This window comes from Janthinobacterium sp. BJB446 (assembly GCF_002735655.1).
Classification (GTDB): domain Bacteria; phylum Pseudomonadota; class Gammaproteobacteria; order Burkholderiales; family Burkholderiaceae_D; genus Janthinobacterium; species Janthinobacterium lividum.
Genome location: NZ_PDZK01000002.1, coordinates 24,384 through 42,367, shown reverse-complemented (window position 1 = coordinate 42,367; position 17,984 = coordinate 24,384). Strand labels below are relative to the sequence as shown.

The window sequence follows — 17,984 nt, the reverse complement described above, 5'->3', positions numbered from 1 at the left end:
GATTGCCCTGTTCGTGCGCTGAATGAGGGAGTTGTAGCGTTACTTCCCGGGGCAAATTACTCACAGGAGATGTAATGGCTAGCAACAAGAAAACGCCGTCCACGGACGGTGCGGGTTCCGTATTGAGCAGCATGTCCGGCCCATCCGACAGCAATGCGCCGCACAGCCTGGGCGCGGACAGCGACGTGGCCCGCGCGCTGCTGCAAAAGACGGCCGCCGGCCAGCAGCTGGCCGCCGCCATGGCCGTCAATCCCAAGGAGGATGGCCAGTATGGCGAGGCGGCGCGCACGCCGGTCGAAGGCGTGCATGTGGCGACCGGCGAAGCGCTGGCCACGGCCAGCACCACGGGCGAAACGCTATCTTCTCCGAAGACGGGTGACGGCCAGCCCGCGCTGGGCGAGAATGCGCTGAATAGCTCGCTTGATGGCGCCCGTAGCGACGATAGCGGCTGCGTGCTGACGACCAACCAGGGCGTGCCCGTGGGTGACAACCAGAACTCGCTGAAGGCGGGCTTGCGCGGCCCCACCCTGATGGAAGATTTCATCCTGCGTGAAAAGCTCACGCATTTCGACCATGAGCGCATCCCCGAGCGCGTCGTGCATGCGCGCGGTTCGGCCGCCCACGGTTACTTCGAATGCTACAAGGAGCAAAGCAAGCATACGCGCGCCAGGCTGTTCGCCAAGGCGGGCAAGCGCACGCCCGTCTTCGTGCGCTTTTCCACGGTGGCCGGCGAACGCGGTTCGACCGATACGGCGCGCGACGTGCGCGGCTTTGCCGTGAAGTTCTATACGGACGAAGGCAACTGGGATTTGGTCGGCAATAACATCCCCGTCTTCTTCATCCAGGATGCGATGAAATTCCCCGACCTCGTGCATGCGGTCAAGCCCGAACCGCACAATGGCATGCCGCAGGCGGCCAGCGCGCACGACACCTTCTGGGATTTCGCCTCGCTGTCGCCGGAAATCACGCACATGCTGATGTGGGCCATGTCGGACCGCGCCATCCCGCGCAGTTACCGGATGATGCAGGGCTTCGGCGTGCATACCTTCCGCCTCGTGAATGCCAAGGGGCAGTCCGTGTTCTGCAAATTCCACTGGTCGCCCATGGCCGGCACGCACTCGCTCGTGTGGGACGAAGCCGTCAAGATCAGCGGCGCCGATTCCGACTTCCACCGGCGCGACCTGTGGGAAGCCATCGAGTGCGGCGAGTATCCCGAATACGAGTTGTCCTTCCAGGTGTTCACGGAAGCGCAGGCGGAAGCGTTCCCCTTCGACGTGCTCGACCCGACCAAGCTGATTCCCGAAGAACTAGTCCCTCTTGTCCCCGTCGGAAAAATGGTCTTGAACCGCAACCCGGACAATTTTTTCGCCGAGACGGAGCAGGTGGCGTTCTGCACGGCGCACATCGTGCCCGGCATCGATTTCTCCAACGACCCGCTGCTGCAGGGACGCATCCATTCCTATGTCGATACCCAGCTGACGCGCCTGGGCGGCGCCAACTTCCATGAAATCCCCATCAATGCGCCGCTGGCGCCCGTGCACAACAACCAGCGCGACGGCATCCACCGCCAGGCCATCAACCGGGGCCGGGTCGCGTACGAGCCGAACTCGCTGGCGGGCGGCTGCCCGTTCCAGGCGGGCGCGAAGGGTTTCAACAGTTTTCCCGCTTCCGCCGAAGGCGACAAGGTGCGCGGCAAGCCCGAGAAATTCGCCGAGCATTATGGCCAGGCGCGCCTGTTCTGGATCAGCCAGACGCCGGTGGAACAAGACCATATCGTGCATGCGTTCCGCTTTGAGCTGAGCAAGGTGCAGACGGTGGCGATCCGCCAGCGCATCGTCGCCATGCTGCGCAATGTCGACGAGACCCTGGCGCAGCGCCTGGCCGATGGCCTGGGCCTGGCGCTGCCGCCCGTCATGCCGCGCGCCTCCCTGGAGCCGCTGCCGGCATATCCGCCATCGCCAGCCCTGTCGCTCTTTTTCCGCCCCGGCAAGACGGGTATCCATACCTTGCGCGTGGCCATCCTGGTGGGGCCGGGCAGCGATGGCGCGCAAGTGCGCAATATCTATGCCTCGCTGCTGGCCGATGGCGCCGTGCCGCGCCTGGTGGGCAGCCACCTGGGCAAAGTCGACACCAGCGGCGGCGCGCCGCTCGACGTGGAAATCTCGCTCGAGGCGGGACCGTCCGTGCTGTTCGACGCCGTGGTGCTTCCCGACGGCCAGGGCGCCGTGCAGCAGCTGGGCAGCGACGCCAATGCGCTCGACTTCCTGCGCCTGCAATACCGCCACTGCAAGCCGATGCTGGCCAGCGGCGCCGGCAAGGACTTGCTGGACAAGGCTGGCGTACCGGTGACCCTGCCCGATGGCAAGCCGGATCCCGCCATCATCGTCGCGCCTTCCGGCGACGTGGTGAAAGCCGTGGCGGCCTTTAAAAAGGCGCTGGCCGCGCACCGGGCGTTTGCGCGCGAGACGGATCCGCCGAGGGTGTGAGTGGCGGCATCAGCATGGGGGCCGGATCCGCCGGCCCCGTTGCATACGCTGTTTGAGCGGCATGCGCAACGCCATGCAACAATGTAAACAATAAAAACGTCCTGCGGTGATATGCTGCTGACTAGAACTGTTCATTTGCAACTATTTGCTTGAAGGAAGCAGAACAGCAGCAAGGAACGGCTTCAGCAAACCGGATCGCGATTACTGCATGGACAAGTACACACCTCGCACCTGGGGGCCGGGCGAACGCCCGACCTTGCCCGGGTCGCCATCGATGCCCGAACATTCGACGCCCAAGCGTGTCGCGTATTTCATCGTCGGCCTGATCGTCGCGCTGACGGGGGGGCTGGGCAACGGCCTGGTGACGGCCAATTTGCTGAACCTGCAAGGTTCGCTGGCTGCCTATGCCTACCAGATGCAGTGGCTGCCGGCGGCCTACGTGATGACCATCGTTTCCATGAATCTGCTGCTGGTGAAGTTCCGCCAGCAGTTCGGCCTGCGCCTGTTTACGGAAGCGTTCCTGGTGCTGTATGCGCTCGTCACCTTCGCCCACTTGTATGCGAATACCTTGCCGTCCGCGATCGCCGTGCGCGCCGCACATGGCATGGTGGGCGGCGCGCTGGGCGTGCTGGGGCTGTACTACACCCTGCAGGCGTTTCCCGCGCGGCACCGCCTGAAGGGCGTGGTGCTGGGCCTCGGTTTTGCCCAGCTGGCGCTGCCCCTGGCGCGCATCTTCACTTCCGAACTGCTGCAGATCGGCGAATGGCATGGCCTGTACCTGTTCGAACTGGGACTGGCCCTGCTGGCGCTGGGCTGCGTGCTGGCCCTGAAACTGCCGCCCGGCGACAGGGTGCAGACGTTCGAGCCGCTCGATTTCCTCACCTTCATCCTGTTCGCGCCCGGCGTGGCCCTGCTGTGCGCCGTTCTGGCGCAGGGGCGCACGGCGTGGTGGATGGAATCCGAGTGGGTGGGCGTGTGCCTGGCATGCTCGATCGTGCTGATCGCCGCCTCGCTGGCCATCGAGCATAACCGCGCGCGCCCGCTGCTCAACACGCGCTGGCTCACCACGGGCAAGATCGCCAAGCTGTTTTTATCCGTGCTGCTGTTTCGTATCGTGCTGTCCGAATCGACGGGCGCCGTCGGCTTCCTGCAGGCGCTGGGCTTGAACACGGACCAGATGCAAAACCTGTTCGTCGTCGTGCTCCTGGGCAGCGTGGCGGGCCTGGTGGTCAGCGCGCTGACGATCAATCCGGCGACGTTGAACCGCTCGCTGATGTTCGCGCTGCTGCTGATCGCTGCAGGCGCCCTGATCGACGCGCATGCCACCAGCCAGACGCGCCCCGTCAACATGTATGTCAGCCAGTTCCTGCTGGCCTTTGGCGGCACGTATTTCCTCGGTCCCACCATGGTGGCCGGCATGGGCGCCGTCATCGCCGAACCGCGCAACCTGGTGAGTTTTTCCGTGATGTTTACCATGACGCAGAACCTGGGCGGCCTGCTTGGTGCTGCCATCGTCGGCACCATCCAGACGGCGCGTGAAAAATACCATTCCAGCTACCTGGTCGAGCACCTCACCATGCTTGACCCGCAAGTGGCCGCGCGCGTGCAGTCCGGAGCCGCAAGCTATGGCGGCGTGCTTACGGACCCTGCCTTGCGCAGCGCCCAGGGCGTGGCGCGCCTGGGCGCCATCGCCACGCGCGAAGCCAATGTGCTGGCCTATAACGATGTTTTTTTGATGATCGCCGGCGTCGCCATCGCCACCCTGATCTGGATGCTGGTCAGCCAGTCCTGGACCCGCATCACCACCGGCGCGCGTCGCCTGGTCGGCCCCGTGCGCGATGCGCAGACGGCCATGGCCATCGTCCCCATTACCAATTCGGAACCGAGCAATGACAGAAAATAACACCACGCCGCCAGTACCAACACCAGCACCCGCTACGCCACCTGTCCCGGCGCCTGCGGCAAGCAGCACGCCGCCGCAGCCGGACCGGCGTCACCAGTGGCTGTCCGCGCTGGCCTTTGCCGCCGTGGCCCTGGTGGGCGTGCTGATCGTGCTGTATGCGTGGCGGCTGCCGCCGTTCACCAGCCCCATCGTGACGACGGAAAACGCCACCGTGCGGGGCCAGGTGACCATCATCGGCACGCAGCTGTCGGGCTATGTGGTGGAAGTGACGGTGCAGGACTTCATGGACGTCAAGGAAGGCCAGCTGCTGGTGCGCATCGACGACCGCATCTACCAGCAGCGCTACGAACAGGCGCAGGCCCAGCTGGCCGCGCAGCAGGCGGCGCTGTCGAACTGGGCGCAGCAAAAGGCCAGCGCGCAGGCGGGCATTTCCGTCAGCGAGGCCGTGATGGCGAATGCGGAAGCGCAGGCGCGCAAGGCCAGCGCCGATCTGAATCGCGTGGAGCAGCTGGTGGCAGACGGTTCCCTGTCGCAGCGCGAACACGACCAGTCGCGCGCCGCGCAGGCGCAGATGGCGGCGGCGCTGGCGCAGGCGCGCGCCAATCTCGACATCGCCCAGCAAAGCGTGCACAGTGTGGTGGTCAACAAGCAGGCGCTGGAAGCGGCCGTGGCGAATGCGCAGGCGGCCGTCAAGGCGGCGAAGATCGACCTCGATAACACGCGCATCGTGGCGCCATCCGACGGCCAGCTGGGCCAGGTGACGGTGCGCCAGGGCGCGTATGTGAACTCCGGCGCGCAGCTGATGGCGCTGGTGCCGCGCCAGATGTGGGTGATTGCCAATTTCAAGGAAACGCAGATGAATGGCGTGCAGGAAGGGCAGAGCGCCACCTTCCACGTCGACGCGCTCGATGGCGCCGTGCTGACGGGCCAGGTGGAACGGATCTCGCCGGCCACCGGCTCCGAGTTTTCCGTGCTGCCGGCCGATAATGCGACGGGCAACTACCTCAAAATCGCCCAGCGCATTCCCGTGCGCATCCGCATCGATGCGGGCCAGGCGAATGCGCGCCGCCTGGTGCCGGGCATGTCGGTGGTGGTCAGCGTCGACACGTCGGCCGTGCTGAACGACTCGGCGGACAATCCCGCGCCACCGCCTGCACCGAAAAAGGCGACCGCGAAGGCCAAGCCATGAAGCGCCGCCTCCTGCTGATTGCCGGCGTGCTGGCGCTGGCGGGCTGCGCCGCCAACGCGCCACCGCAGCCCGCATCGGCCCTGCAACTGCCGTCCGGCTGGCGCGCGCAAGGCGAGGGCGCCGCAGCGTCCGCGCATGGCACACAGGTGGAACAGCTGTGGTGGCAGACGTTCGGCGATCCGGTCTTGAGCGATCTGGTGGGCGAGGCGCTGGCGCGCAATGGCGACCTGCGCGTGGCGCGCGCCCGCGTGCAGGAATACCGCGCGCGCCTGGCGCAGGCCGATGCGAACCGCGCGCCCAGCCTGGCCTTCGATGGCTCGCCGACGCGCACGCGCACCCTGGCGTCCAGCGGCAAGCCGTATGTGACGAACGTCTTCCAGGCCGAACTGCAGGCCAGCTATGAAATCGATGTGTGGGGCCGGCTGGCCAATTTGAGCGATGCAGCGGGCGAGAGCTACCGCGCCGAGCAGGCCAGCCTCGATGCGGCAGCCCTGTCGATCGCCGCCAGCGTGGCGACGAGCTACCTGAACTTGCGGGGCCTCGACGCGCAGCTGGCGCTGACGCAATCGACGCTGCAGCTGCGCGAACAGTCGCGCGAGCTGGCGCGCAAGCAGTTCGAGGTGGGCTACAGTTCGCGCCTGGAATGGCTGCAGGCGCAATCGGAATACCATGCGGCGGCCGAGCAGGTGCCGCAGCTGCAGCGTCAGATCTTCGAGCAGGAAAACGCGCTGGCCGTCCTCGTCGGCGGCAATCCCGGTCCCATCGCGCGCGGCTTGCCGCTGGCCGAGCTGGCGGCGCCTGGCGTGCCTGCCGGCCTGCCTTCCGAATTGCTGCGCCGGCGGCCCGACATCGCGCGCGCGGAACACAACCTGGCGGCAGCCAACGCCAGCCTGGCCGCCACGCGCGACCAGCTGCTGCCCTCGTTCAAGCTGACGGCCGTTGGCGGCGGGCAAGCCACAACCCTCACCGATTTCCTGCATGCGCCCACCGCCCTGTGGCGGCTGACGGCGCTGGCGGCCGGTCCCCTGTTCGATGGCGGCAGGGTGCAGGCGCAGACGGATGTGGCCGGTGCGCAGCGCGACCAGCTCGTGTACGCGTATGAAAACGTGGTGCGCAACGCCTTCGCCGAAACGGAGAACAGCCTGGGCGCCATCTACCGCCTGCGGCAGCAAGCAGTGGAAAACGAGGCGCGCCGCGCCACCGCGGCCGATACCCTGCGCATCGCGCACAACCGCTACCGCAATGGCTACGCCTCGTATCTGGAAGAACTCGACGCCCAGCGCACCCTGTACAGCGCCGACGTGGGGCTGCTGCAACTGAAGACGCGCGTCCTTGTCGCCTCGGTCGACCTGTACCGGGCCATGGGCGGCGGCTGGTCCGCCAAGACGGAATAGGCGCGCGTGCACGGCGCGGTCGTTTGCCGTGGCCAGTGTAATATTCTGACCGGGGAAAGCGGCGGCATGGTGCCAGCTGCTCCCGTCACGAACGAGGTCGCAGCATGACGATTTTTGGCATAGGCATCCACATCCTGATCGCGGTATTTTTTGCGGTTCACGTGGTGCGCAACGGGCAGCAGCTGTACTGGCTGCTCATTTTATTCATGTTCCCGCTGCTGGGCAGCGTGGTGTATTTCTTCGCCATCTACCTGCCCAATTCGCGCCTGCCGCAAGGCGCGCGCAAGGTCGCTTCGGTGGCCGTGCAAGTGCTCGATCCGAACCGCGAACTGCGCGAGGCGAGAGCCGCTTTCGAGTACACGCCGACGGCGCAAAACCAGATGCGCCTGGCCAGCGCGCTGCTCGAAGCGGGCGACGCGCAGGAAGCGGCATCGACCTATGAAGCCTGCCTGCGGGGAGCGTTTTCATCGGACCTGGAAATTCGCCTGGGCGCGGCGCGCGCCTATCTGGAATGCGAACGGGGCGCCGAGGCCTTGACGCACCTGGAATTCATCCGCCGCACGGATATCCATTTCCGTCCCGAGATGGTGTCCCTGCTGACGGCGCGCGCGCTGGCGCAAAGCGGGCGCCAGGTGGAAGCGAAGGCGGAATTCGACGATGCGCTGACGCGCTACAACAGTTTCGAGTGCCGCGCCGAGTGCGCGATCTGGGCGCTGCAGCAGGGCGACAAGGTGTTGTCGGAACGCCTGTTGCTCGATATCGACAGCGCCATGGCCCGCTGGAGCAGCCATACGCGTGCCATGTATGCGCCGCTGCTGGTGCGCCTGGAGGCGGCGCGCAGGTAGCTGGCGTGCGTGGGGTCCGACCCGGCGGGTCCGACCCCGTCAAACGCCAGGCACCGTGTTTTTCCCTTCAATTAACTTATATCCCTTGCCATCGAAGGCATAGCGCGCGTGTCCGTTCAGCGGCGTGGCGATGCGCGGCGGATCTTCATCCGGCTTGACCGTGACGCCGGGCTTGATCTTCTCGGAGGCGCCCTTGAAATCGATCAGCAAGTCATCGTAGGCGCCGCCATTGCGCGCGGGGGCGAAGCGCCACTTGCCTTCGACCATCCAGCATTCATCCATGTCCGGCGTGCAGGCGCCCATATTGTCCGAGTACAGGTCCATGCCGCCATCGAGCGCGGTTACCTTGCCATCGCCGATTTCAAACAGGGCCAGTTGCGTGATGGTATAGCCCTGGCCCGTATAGCCATGGCGGATCGCCAGTCCCGGCTTGTTCGCGCCCAGCATGACCCAGTGGACTTCACCGAGCTGCCCCGATGAACCGAGGGCGGCGATGTTTTCCAGGCGTTTCACGACTTGCCACTGGCCGTCTTCCGGCTGGCCCTTGGGCGCCAGGAAAAACACATTCAACAGTCCCGACGAGGCATGTGCCGATTCCGCCGTGCCTTCCATGTTGGCCGTTTCCGCATTCGCCACCAGGATGGCGCGGCCATCGGGCAGGAGTTTGTGGCTGACGGCACTGACCACGTAACTGAGTTTGTCGACATGGTTGTCAGGATCGGGCAGGTCGGCCAGCGCATCCTCGCTGTCGCTGCGGTAGTCTTTGCCGAAGATGGCGCGCATCATGCCCACTTCACGCTCGCGCGCCTGCGGCGTGTTCATCGCTTCCGTCCTGGGGGCGGTGGCGGCCGGCGGCGGCACGTGTTCGGCCGATGCGGCATCGTCAGCGGCAGCGGCTGCGGGGACATCGCTTACCACGTCAGCGGCCAGGTCGGCGCTGGCGGGAGCGGTCTTTTCCGAGCAGGCGCCGAGCAGCGCGGATACCAGTAGCAGGACGAGCGGGGTGCGGTAATTCATAGGCAGGGCAGATTGCGTTCATGGAGAATGGGCGCAGTATGCCAGATAGATGGAAGCGAGGGAGCGCGGCCTGGCGGCCGGTCCTTCGCTTCCTTGCCCGCGAGGGGCGATTTTGCAAACAATGGCGACGCCTATTTTTCCAGCGCCACCTTGTCATCGCGCCGCAGCGGCGCCTTCTGGCGGCGCAGTCTGGCCATGCCGCGCTTGAGCAGGTGCTCCAGGTCGTCGATGTAGGTGAACACGGCCGGCACCACCAGCAGGCTCAATAGGGTCGACGTGATCAGGCCGCCGATCACGGTAATGGCCATCGGCGAACGGAAGCTGGGGTCGGCGCCCCAGCCCAGCGCCAGCGGCATCATGCCGGCGCCCATGGCAATCGTCGTCATCAGGATGGGGCGGCTGCGCTTGTGGCAGGCATCGACCAGCGCATCGAAGCGGTTCATGCCGGCCTGGCGCGCCAGGATCGCATAGTCGACCAGCAGGATCGAGTTCTTGGTGACGATCCCCATCAGCATGATCAGGCCGATCATCGATGGCATCGACAGGGCGCTGCCCGTGATCAGCAGCGCCACGAAGGCGCCGCCGATCGACAGCGGCAGCGCCGCCAGGATGGTCACCGGCTGCATGAAGTCCTTGAACAGCAATACCAGCACGCAGTAGATGCACAGCACGCCGATCAGCATGGCCAGGCCGAAGCTGGCGAACAGCGAGGCCATCTCCTGCGCGTCGCCCAGTTCGGCGATCTTCACGGATGGCGGCAAATTCTTCATCGATGGCAGCGCGCGCGCTTCCACGTTCAATTCACCGAGGGTGCGCGAACCGAGTTCCACGTCGAGGGTCACGTTGCGGCTGCGGTTCAAGCGGTCGATCTGCGCCGGGCCGCTTTCCATCGTGACGCTGGCCACGTTCGCGAGGCGCACGGGGCCATTCTTGCCGGGCACCGTCAGGCGCTCGATGGCGGCCAGGTCGGCGCGCACGCTGTTGGGCAGCTTGACGCGGATCGGCACTTGCCGCTCCGGCAGGTTCATTTTCGTCAGGTCCGTGTCGTAGTCGCCGGCCGTGGCCACGCGCACGGTCTCGCCGATGGCTGCGGCCGTCACGCCCAGGTCCGCCGCCTTGGCGAAATCGGGACGCACGATGATTTCCGGGCGCACCAGCGAGGCGCTGGAATTGACGTTGCCGATGCCTTTCAGGCCGCGCAGTTCGCGCTCGACCTTTTGCGCCGCCGCCATCAGCGCCACCGGGTCTTCCGAGCGCAGCACCAGCTGCATCTTGACGCCCGTGTCGGGCGGCCCCACCGTGAAGCGGGCGCCGGGGATCGTATCGAGCTTGTGGCGCAGCTGCGTTTCCAGGTCCGCCATCGATTCCTTGCGCTCCGTGCGGTGCACGGTGGTCAGGGTCAGCACGGCGCGGCGCGCTTCGGCCGCCGCGCCGGGGGCGAAGGCGTCACCGCTGGAGCCGCCGCCTATCGAACTGAAGACGCCCTGGATGCCTGGCGTGCGCATGGCCGCATCGCGCGCCAGGGCTGCCACGGCCTGCGTTTCACCCAGGGTGGAACCGGGCGGCAGTTCCAGGTTGATCTGCGTCTGCGCGCGGTCGGCGGCCGGCACGAAACCGGTCGGCAGCAGCGGCACGAGCGCGATGGCGCCGACAAAGAACAGGGCCGCGGCGATGGCCGTGATGCCGCGGTGGTTCAGGCACCAGCGCATGACCTTCAGATAGCGCGTCATCAGCCAGCCATCCTGCTCTTCCTTGTGCGGCAGCGGTTTCAATATGTAGGCTGCCATCATCGGCGTGAGCAGGCGCGCCACCACCAAGGATGCCAGCACGGCCAGCACGGCCGTCCAGCCGAACTGCTTGAAGAACAGGCCGGGAATGCCGCTCATGAAGGCCGTCGGCAGGAACACGGCCACCAGCGCGAAGGTGGTGGCGATCACCGCCATGCCGATTTCGTCGGCCGCTTCCATGGCCGCTTCCATGGGCGACTTGCCCATGCGCAGATGGCGCTCGATGTTTTCGATTTCCACGATGGCGTCGTCGACCAGCACGCCGACGACCAGGGCCAGCGACAGCAGGGTGACGGTATTGAGCGTGTAGCCGAACCAGTAGATGCCGAGGAAAGCCGGCATCACGGACAGGGGCAGGGCGGCGGCGGCGACCAGGGTGGCGCGCCAGTCGCGCAGGAACCACCATACCACCAGCACGGCCAGCAGCGCGCCTTCGTACAGCAGCTCCATCGAGCCGTCGAAGTTTTCCTCGACGGGGAAGGCATTGTCGATCGACTGCTGCAGCACCACGTTGGGGTTTTCCTTCTGCAGGTCGGCGATGGCGTCGCGCGCGCCCTTGGCGACGGCCACTTCGCTGGCGCCCTTGGTGCGGAACACCTCAAAGGCGACGACCGTCTTGCCATCCTGCTCGGCCAGCGCGCGCGGTTCGGCGACCGTGTCGCGCACGGTGGCCACCTGGTCCAGGCGCACATGGCGGCCGTCCGGCAGCGGCACTTCCACGCGCGACAGTTCATCGGCCGTTTTCACGGTGGCGATGGTGCGCACCGATTGCTCGGCGCCGCTGATGTCGCCCCGGCCGCCAGGCGCTTCGCGCTGCACCAGGCGCAACTGGCGCGAGACGTCGAGGGCGGAGACTTTCAATGCCGCCATGCGCGCTTCGTCGAGTTCCACCTGGATCTCGCGGTAGACGCCGCCCACGCGGGTGACGGCGCCCACGCCGGGCACGGTCAGGAGGCGCTTGGCCACCGTGTTGTCGACGAACCAGGACAGGTCGGGAGAGTCGAGCGGGTTGTCGACGCCCGGCTTCGCCGTGGCGATAAAGGTCAGCACCACGCGCCCGGCCGTGGACGCCTTGGTGACGGTGGGGTCGCGCAGCTCGGCCGGCATGTCCGCCTTGACCCGCGCGACGGCATCGCGCACATCGTTGACGGCTTCGGCGATCTGCTTTTCCAGGATGAATTCGACGGTGACCGTGACGACGCCATCGAGCACCTTGGTGTAGATGTTTTTCACGCCTTGCAGGGTGGCGACGGAGTCTTCGATCTTGCGCGCCACTTCCGTTTCCAGTTGGGCCGGCGCGGCGCCTGGCAGCACCGCGCTGACGGTGACGATGGGCAGTTCGATGTCGGGGAAATCCTGCACCGGATTGGCCTTGTAAGCCAGCAGACCGGCCAGGGTCAGCAGCGCGAACAGCATGATGGCCGGGATCGGATTCTTGATCGAGAGGGAGGAAAAATTCATGGCCTCTCCTTACTTTTTCGCTGCGGCCGGCTTGGCTGCTGCTACCGGGGTTGCTACCGGGTTTTGAACATTGCGTACCAGGTCGCCGTCATTGAGGAAGCCTGCGCCGCTGACGACGATGGTGGTGTCGGCCGTGATGCCGCCTAAAATCTCGATGCGGTCGCTCAGGCGCCGTCCGGCCTGCACCTTGATCTGGCTGACCCGCTGGTCGGCATTCAGGCGGAAGACATAGCTGAAGCCATCGCGCACGGCGATCGCCTGCTGCGGCACCGTCAGCGCGCCCGAGTTACCCAGTTCGAATTCGCCGCTGGCGTACATGCCGGCCTTGAACGGCGCATTGTTGCCGGCGCTGGCCGGCAGGTCCACGTACACGAGGGCGGAACGCGTCTGCGGATCGACGGTAGGGGCGATCATGCGCACCTTGCCCGTCAAAACGCTGCCGTTGGCCGCCTTCACCTGCGCCAGGGTGCCCGGTTTCAGGCTCATGAGCTCGGTTGCCGTCACTTCGGCGCGCCATTCGAGGCGGCCCTGGCGGATCATGCGGAACAGTTCCGTGCCGGCACCGACGACGGAGCCGACGGTGGCCGAGCGCGAGGAAATGATGCCGCTGTCGGGCGCCACCACCTGCGTGTACTTCAGGCGCAGCTGCTGCGACGCCAGTTGCGCCTTGGCGGACGCGATGCGCGCGTTGGCCGTCTGTTCGGCCGTCAGGTATTGGCTGATCTGCTGGGCGCTGATGGCGCCCGTGCTTTGCAGCGAGCGAGCGCGCTGCGCGTTGGCGGCCGCTTCTGCCGCATTCGCTTCCGCTTCCAGCACTGCGGCCTTCGCCTGCGCCACGTCGGCGTTCACCGTGTCGTTCGAGAACACGGCCAGCACCTGGCCGGCGCGTACGACGTCGCCGACATTCACGCGCACCTCTGTGAGGCGCAAGCCGTTCGATTCACTGCCGATGACGGCTTCCTGCCAGGCGGCCACGTTGCCGTTGGCGTTCAGCTTGATGGGCAGGCTGGCCGTTTGCGGCTTGGCCGTGGTGACGGTGAGCGCCGGCTTTTGCGCCGCGTTCTTATCCTTGGCGTCGTCGGCCGCCGTGGAGGAAGGGGAGTACAGGGCCACGCCGGCGCCCAGCATAACGCAAAGGGTGGCCAGGGCGAGAGCCATCGGTTTCAGGGGCATTTTTTTCATGTTGTCGTATCCGTCAAGGGGCATTGTTGGCGATGGCGCTGCTGCTGCTGCTGCTGCTGCTGCTGCTCCAGCCGCCGCCGGCGGCGCGGTACAGCGCCACCCAGGCGGCGCTGCGTTCGCGCTCGAGGTTGACCACCGTGTTTTCGGCGGCCAGGCGCGTGCGGCGCGCGTCTTCCAGTTCGATCAGGCTGGCCAGGCCATTCTTGTAGCGGTCCTCGGTGGCGACAAACGACACGCGGTAGCCTTCCAGGGCCGTTTTCGCATGGCCGCTGCGCGCGTCCGTGCTGGCGAGGTTGACCAATGCCTCTTCCACTTCGCGCACGGCCTGGCGCACGCCGGCGCGGTACTTCACCACGGCTTCGTCGTAGCGCGCCGTGGCCGCGTCGACTTGAGCGCGGCGGGTGCCGCCGTCGAAGATGGGCAGGCTGACGGCCAGCGGGCCGATGCTCCAGGTACTGGCCGTGATGCTGGTGCCGCCGGCGCGGATATTGCCCTTGCCGATGGAGCCGGCCAGACTCAGGCGAGGGTAGCGCTGCGCCTGCGCGCCGCGCACTTCGAAGCTGGCGGCCGCCACTTCGCGTTCGGCGCTGTAGATGTCGGGACGCTGGCCCAGGGTTTGCGCCGGCAGTTGCGCAATCGCCACGGGCGAGGGCAGGACCGCCGGGCTGGCCGCCAGCTTCTGGCGCAGCGAGTCTTCCGGCATGGCCGACAGGGCCACCAGCGCCTTGACATTCACGTCGCACGCGGCCCGTTGTTCGATGGCGCGGCTGGCGCCTTCGGCGGCGCTGGCACGGGCCAGGGCGGCATTGGCGGGCGGCTGGAAGCCGGCGCCGGCGCTCAGTTCCGTCAGGCGCGCCGAGTCGCGTCGCGAGACGGCATCCTGTTCGGCCACGGCCTGTAATTGCTGGCAGGTGCGCAAGGCGTAGTACTGGTTTGCCACTTCGGCGGCGACCGAGACGCGGGCTTCATGCCAGCCGGCGCGGGCGCTGTCGTAGCGTTCTTGCGCCGCATCGCGCGTGGCGCGCCTGGCCCCAAACACATCGATTTCCCACGATGCCTGCAAGGCCGCCTGCGAGGTGGTGCCGCTGGGCTGGGCCGATTGCTGGCTGGTGCGCACCACGCTGCCTGTCGCATCGAGCGTGGGCGCCAGCGCGGCGCCGCCGGCGATGCGGTCCGCGCGCGCCTGCACGATGCGCGTGCCGGCGGCGGCGATGGTCGGGCTGACCTGCTGTGCGTCGGTGATCAATTCCACCAGCAGGCTGTCGCCCTGGCCCTGCCACCAGCTGGCCAGGTCCGTCAGCTTGCCGTTATGCGGCAGCGGCGCCTGCCACTGCGCGGGTGCGCTGGCGGCCACCGCTGCGGGCGGTCCCTGCAGGGCGCAACCGCCCAGCGCCAGCGCGATGCTGGCGGCCAGGACGCGTTGAACGGTGCATCGAATAGTCGTCATGCTTGTCCTTCTGCTTGTTGTTGAGCGGTAGGGTGGGAGGGAGGAATGGCCAGGCGCCGGCGCTCCACATCGGCCATGGCCAGCGCGTAGTCGGTCATGCGCGCCAGCCAGGTGTCGATCGCGCGCGGCGTTTCCATCAGTTGCGGGCGCAAGGTGTGCAGCACCTCGGCGCCGACCATGTGCTGCAGGGCCAGCGAGGCGATGGAAAAGGCCAGGCGGTGCATGTCGTCGCTGTTGTCGGGCGCGCCCAGGTGGCGTGCCAGCACGCGCGTGAGCGCCTCGTGTTCGGCACGGATGTTCTGGTCAACCTCGCGCGCCCACAGGCCCGTCGGTTCGAGCATCTCGCGGCACCACAGGCGCATGCAGTCGCGCGCGATTTCTCCTTGCTGCATGGGGGCGAGCAATTGCGCATAAAAGCCTTCCAGACTTTGGCGCAGGGTGAAATGGGGTTGCTCGTACAGGGCGATATTGTCTTGTGGATTCGATAGTTGATGGGAGAAGGCGGCGCGGTACAGGCCCGCCTTGTCGCCAAAATAGTAGCTGATGGCGGCTGCGTTCGTGCCGGCCGCCTGCGCCAGTTCGCGCGTGGACGTCTTGGCGTAACCCTGTTCGGCAAACAGGCGGATGGCGCTATGCAGCAGCCGCTCGCGCGACTGTTCGCCGTCGGAACGGGGCTTGCGCCCGTCGTCGGCGTGGGAGGTGGGGATGGCGTTTTTTTCAATCATGCCGGAGATTTAAACATATATCTCAAACGATTGATATAACTAAATCGTTTGATTTAGTTAAGGAAAGATGAAGATACGTGAAAAACGCAGGCAAAAAAAAGCCCGCGGTTGTATTCGCGGGCGGAATCCAATGTTCGGAGAACGAATTGGAGGAGACAGTTCTACTATAGCGCCGAAAATGGTGCAGTGCAATACCGTAGAACTACTGTATCGGTCTCTTCTGGATGGCAAAAAGTCAGCATTCCATGCTGCGGCGCACAGAAAGTCAGGCCTTGCTGCGCAGTGCCAGCGTAAACGTGCTGCCGGAACCGTAGTCGCTGTTGAAGAACAGCGCGCCGCCGATGGCGTTGGCCAGGTTCTGGCACAGGTACAGGCCCAGTCCCGCGCCTTCCACGTGGCGCGTGGAGGTGGAATCGAGCTGCGAGAAGGCCTGGAACAGCTTGGCCTGGTCTTCTTCCTTGATGCCGGCGCCGCTGTCGGCGATGCTCATTTCCGTCACCAGCACGCCGTCTTCGTCGCGCTGGGACAGGCTGATGCGCACCGTGCCCTGTTCCGTGAATTTGATGGCGTTGTTGAGCAGGTTGATGAGGATTTGCGTCAGCGCGCGGCGGTCCGTGTCGATGATGGCGGGCGGCTGGCCCGCTTCTCCCAGTGCCATTTCCAGCGCCAGGCCTTTTTGCTGGGCCAGGGGGCGCAGCGTGTCGGCCACGTCTGCCATCAGCTCCTGGCAGTGCACGGGCTCGATCGACAGGGTCAGCTTGCCCGCTTCGATCTTGGCGACGTCGAGGATGTCGTTGATCAGCGAGAGCAGATGGCGCGCGCTGGCGCGGATGGTATTGAGTTGCTTGTCCTGGTCGGACGTCAGGGGGCCGGGCAGTTTCATCAGCAGCGCGCCCGTGAAGCCGATGATGGCGTTCAATGGCGTGCGCAGTTCATGCGACATGTTGGCGATGAAGGCCGACTTCATGCGGCTCGCTTCGGCCAGTTCCAGGTTTTTCAGGGCGATTTCGCGGTTGATGGTTTCCAGTTCGGCCGCATGGTGCGCCAGGCGCATGTTCAGCTCGATCACCTGGCGTTCGCGCGCCTGCAGCTCGCCGTTGACCTGCACCGCTTGCTCATACGTGGAGATCAGCAGGTCGAGGATTTGCTGGCGTTCCGCATTGATGAAATGCTTCTGGTCGCCCAGGTACAGGGCGATGCCGATTTCCACATTCTGGTTCTTGCGCAGCTTCTGGTTCATCAGCATGTGGCTGATGCGGTTGAGCAGATAGTCTTCCGCGTAGGGCTTGCGGATGAAATTGTCGGCGCCGCACTCGATGCCGCGGATGATGTCCTTCGGATCGTTGAGCGAGGTGACGAGGATCACGGGGATGTCGCGCAGGGTCGGATCGGACTTGATGGCGCGGCACAGGTCGTAGCCATTCATTTCAGGCATGACGATATCGGACAGCACCAGGTGTGGCTTGCGCTCGCGGATGGCGGCCAGGGCCAGCTGGCCATTCGCCGCCACGCGCGCGTTATAGTGCAGGGACTGGATCAGGCGGCGCAAGCGCTCCGCCTGGGTCGGGCTGTCCTCGACGATCAGGATCTCGATTTCGTCAGGCTTGATTTGGTTGTTGGAGTCCACAGACCTCTCCTAGGATTTCAGTGTGGTGATGCTGGGCGCAGTGAGCGCACAATATCGACATCGTATGACTATATCGGATTTAGGTCTGCAAAAGTAACTTCCAAGTAACTATTTTGGCCACAGGGAATGCTGTGGCCGCTTGTCAGTTTTCGCCCTGGAACTGGCCTGCGCGATAGGTCAGCACGAGCGTATCGCGGTGGCCATGTTCGCCGATGGGCTGGATCGGCGTCGATTCGTGGATCACGGCGGCATCGTCGAGCAGCAGCAGCGACCACGGTTCGGTCAGGGTAAAGCGCTTTCCGTTGGGGCCGTCTGCTTCGAAGATGCGCGTCTCGCCGCCCTTGACCTGTTCGCGCCCGATCAGCAGCACGGCGACGAAATCGACGCCGTCGCGGTGCGCGCCTTCCGGCGTGGGCCGGCCGATGCCATCGGTCGTATCGATGCGGAACTGGTGCGCCTCGATGAACCAGGGCTGGCTGCCCTTCACCTGCGAGCAGGCGTCGCCCAGCGCGCGGATCAGCTGCTGCCAGGCCGCTTGCGCGACGATAGCCGCTTCGACCGGTTCGAACAGGCGGTGCATGCCGCCGTGCAGGGCGTTGTATTCCACCGGTTGCCAGTGCGGACGGTGCGCCGTCTGGGTCAGGCGCTCGCCATCCTGCACGAAGCACGAGTGGCGCCGGCGGCGATAGCGGCCGCCATCCTTCAGGTAATTGTCCAGCGCAAGGGTATTCCAGCTCGGCTCCAGCGCGCGCAGCGCGGCCAGCGGGCAGCCGGCCAGCGCGGCCACGTTCTGCGGGCGCAGCACGGCATAGCCGTCATCGCGCAAGGCATCCTTGACGTGGGACGGGTCGGTAAAGATCGGTGCGGAAGTGCTCATGGCGGTGCTGGCCGCAATGCGGCCTGTCTCAGTTTATCCAGCCT

12 protein-coding genes are annotated in these 17,984 nt (G+C 65.8%); 5 read left to right on the top strand and 7 right to left on the bottom strand.

Annotated elements, in window-relative coordinates; all coding sequences use genetic code 11:
• Positions 1-74: 74 nt before the first annotated feature.
• From CSQ92_RS15870 to CSQ92_RS15850, 5 genes are all read left to right on the top strand, one after another.
• Positions 75-2,486: a catalase gene (locus CSQ92_RS15870; protein ID WP_099394751.1), complete on the top strand. Its 2,412-nt coding sequence runs from the start codon at positions 75-77 to the stop codon at positions 2,484-2,486.
• Between the two features lie 208 nt (positions 2,487-2,694).
• Positions 2,695-4,389, top strand: a complete 1,695-nt coding sequence (locus CSQ92_RS15865; protein WP_070254491.1) for an MFS transporter — start codon at positions 2,695-2,697, stop codon at positions 4,387-4,389.
• Positions 4,376-5,578: an HlyD family secretion protein gene (locus CSQ92_RS15860; RefSeq protein ID WP_257219249.1), complete on the top strand. Its 1,203-nt coding sequence runs from the start codon at positions 4,376-4,378 to the stop codon at positions 5,576-5,578. The genes CSQ92_RS15865 and CSQ92_RS15860 overlap by 14 nt, the downstream gene beginning before the upstream one ends.
• Positions 5,575-6,972 carry an efflux transporter outer membrane subunit gene (locus CSQ92_RS15855; protein ID WP_099394750.1) on the top strand — a complete coding sequence of 466 codons (1,398 nt, stop codon included), beginning with the start codon at positions 5,575-5,577 and terminating at the stop codon, positions 6,970-6,972. Before CSQ92_RS15860 ends, CSQ92_RS15855 begins: the two co-directional genes overlap by 4 nt.
• Before the next feature lie 104 nt (positions 6,973-7,076).
• Positions 7,077-7,817 (top strand): tetratricopeptide repeat protein, encoded by a 741-nt coding sequence (locus CSQ92_RS15850; RefSeq protein WP_070254494.1) that lies wholly within the window; start codon positions 7,077-7,079, stop codon positions 7,815-7,817.
• A gap of 39 nt (positions 7,818-7,856) precedes the next feature.
• On the opposite strand, the gene CSQ92_RS15845 is transcribed toward CSQ92_RS15850, so the two are convergent.
• The 7 genes from CSQ92_RS15845 to CSQ92_RS15815 form a co-directional block, all read right to left on the bottom strand.
• Positions 7,857-8,834, bottom strand: coding sequence for a hypothetical protein (locus CSQ92_RS15845; protein WP_099394749.1), 978 nt, complete (start codon positions 8,832-8,834; stop codon positions 7,857-7,859).
• A gap of 131 nt (positions 8,835-8,965) precedes the next feature.
• Positions 8,966-12,082, bottom strand: a complete 3,117-nt coding sequence (locus tag CSQ92_RS15840) for an efflux RND transporter permease subunit (protein WP_070281416.1) — start codon at positions 12,080-12,082, stop codon at positions 8,966-8,968.
• A 9-nt stretch (positions 12,083-12,091) separates the two neighbouring features.
• The gene (locus CSQ92_RS15835) at positions 12,092-13,264 is read right to left on the bottom strand and encodes an efflux RND transporter periplasmic adaptor subunit (protein ID WP_099394748.1); all 1,173 of its coding nucleotides are present in this window, start codon (positions 13,262-13,264) and stop codon (positions 12,092-12,094) included.
• A 13-nt stretch (positions 13,265-13,277) separates the two neighbouring features.
• Positions 13,278-14,711 (bottom strand): efflux transporter outer membrane subunit, encoded by a 1,434-nt coding sequence (locus CSQ92_RS15830; protein WP_257219248.1) that lies wholly within the window; start codon positions 14,709-14,711, stop codon positions 13,278-13,280.
• Positions 14,708-15,436, bottom strand: a complete 729-nt coding sequence (locus tag CSQ92_RS15825; protein ID WP_099394747.1) for a CerR family C-terminal domain-containing protein — start codon at positions 15,434-15,436, stop codon at positions 14,708-14,710. The genes CSQ92_RS15830 and CSQ92_RS15825 overlap by 4 nt, the downstream gene beginning before the upstream one ends.
• A 265-nt stretch (positions 15,437-15,701) precedes the next feature.
• Positions 15,702-17,063 carry a hybrid sensor histidine kinase/response regulator gene (locus CSQ92_RS15820; protein WP_034786510.1) on the bottom strand — a complete coding sequence of 454 codons (1,362 nt, stop codon included), beginning with the start codon at positions 17,061-17,063 and terminating at the stop codon, positions 15,702-15,704.
• Positions 17,064-17,205: 142 nt separating this feature from the next.
• Positions 17,206-17,940, bottom strand: coding sequence for a 2OG-Fe dioxygenase family protein (locus CSQ92_RS15815; RefSeq protein ID WP_099394746.1), 735 nt, complete (start codon positions 17,938-17,940; stop codon positions 17,206-17,208).
• Positions 17,941-17,984 lie beyond the last annotated feature (44 nt).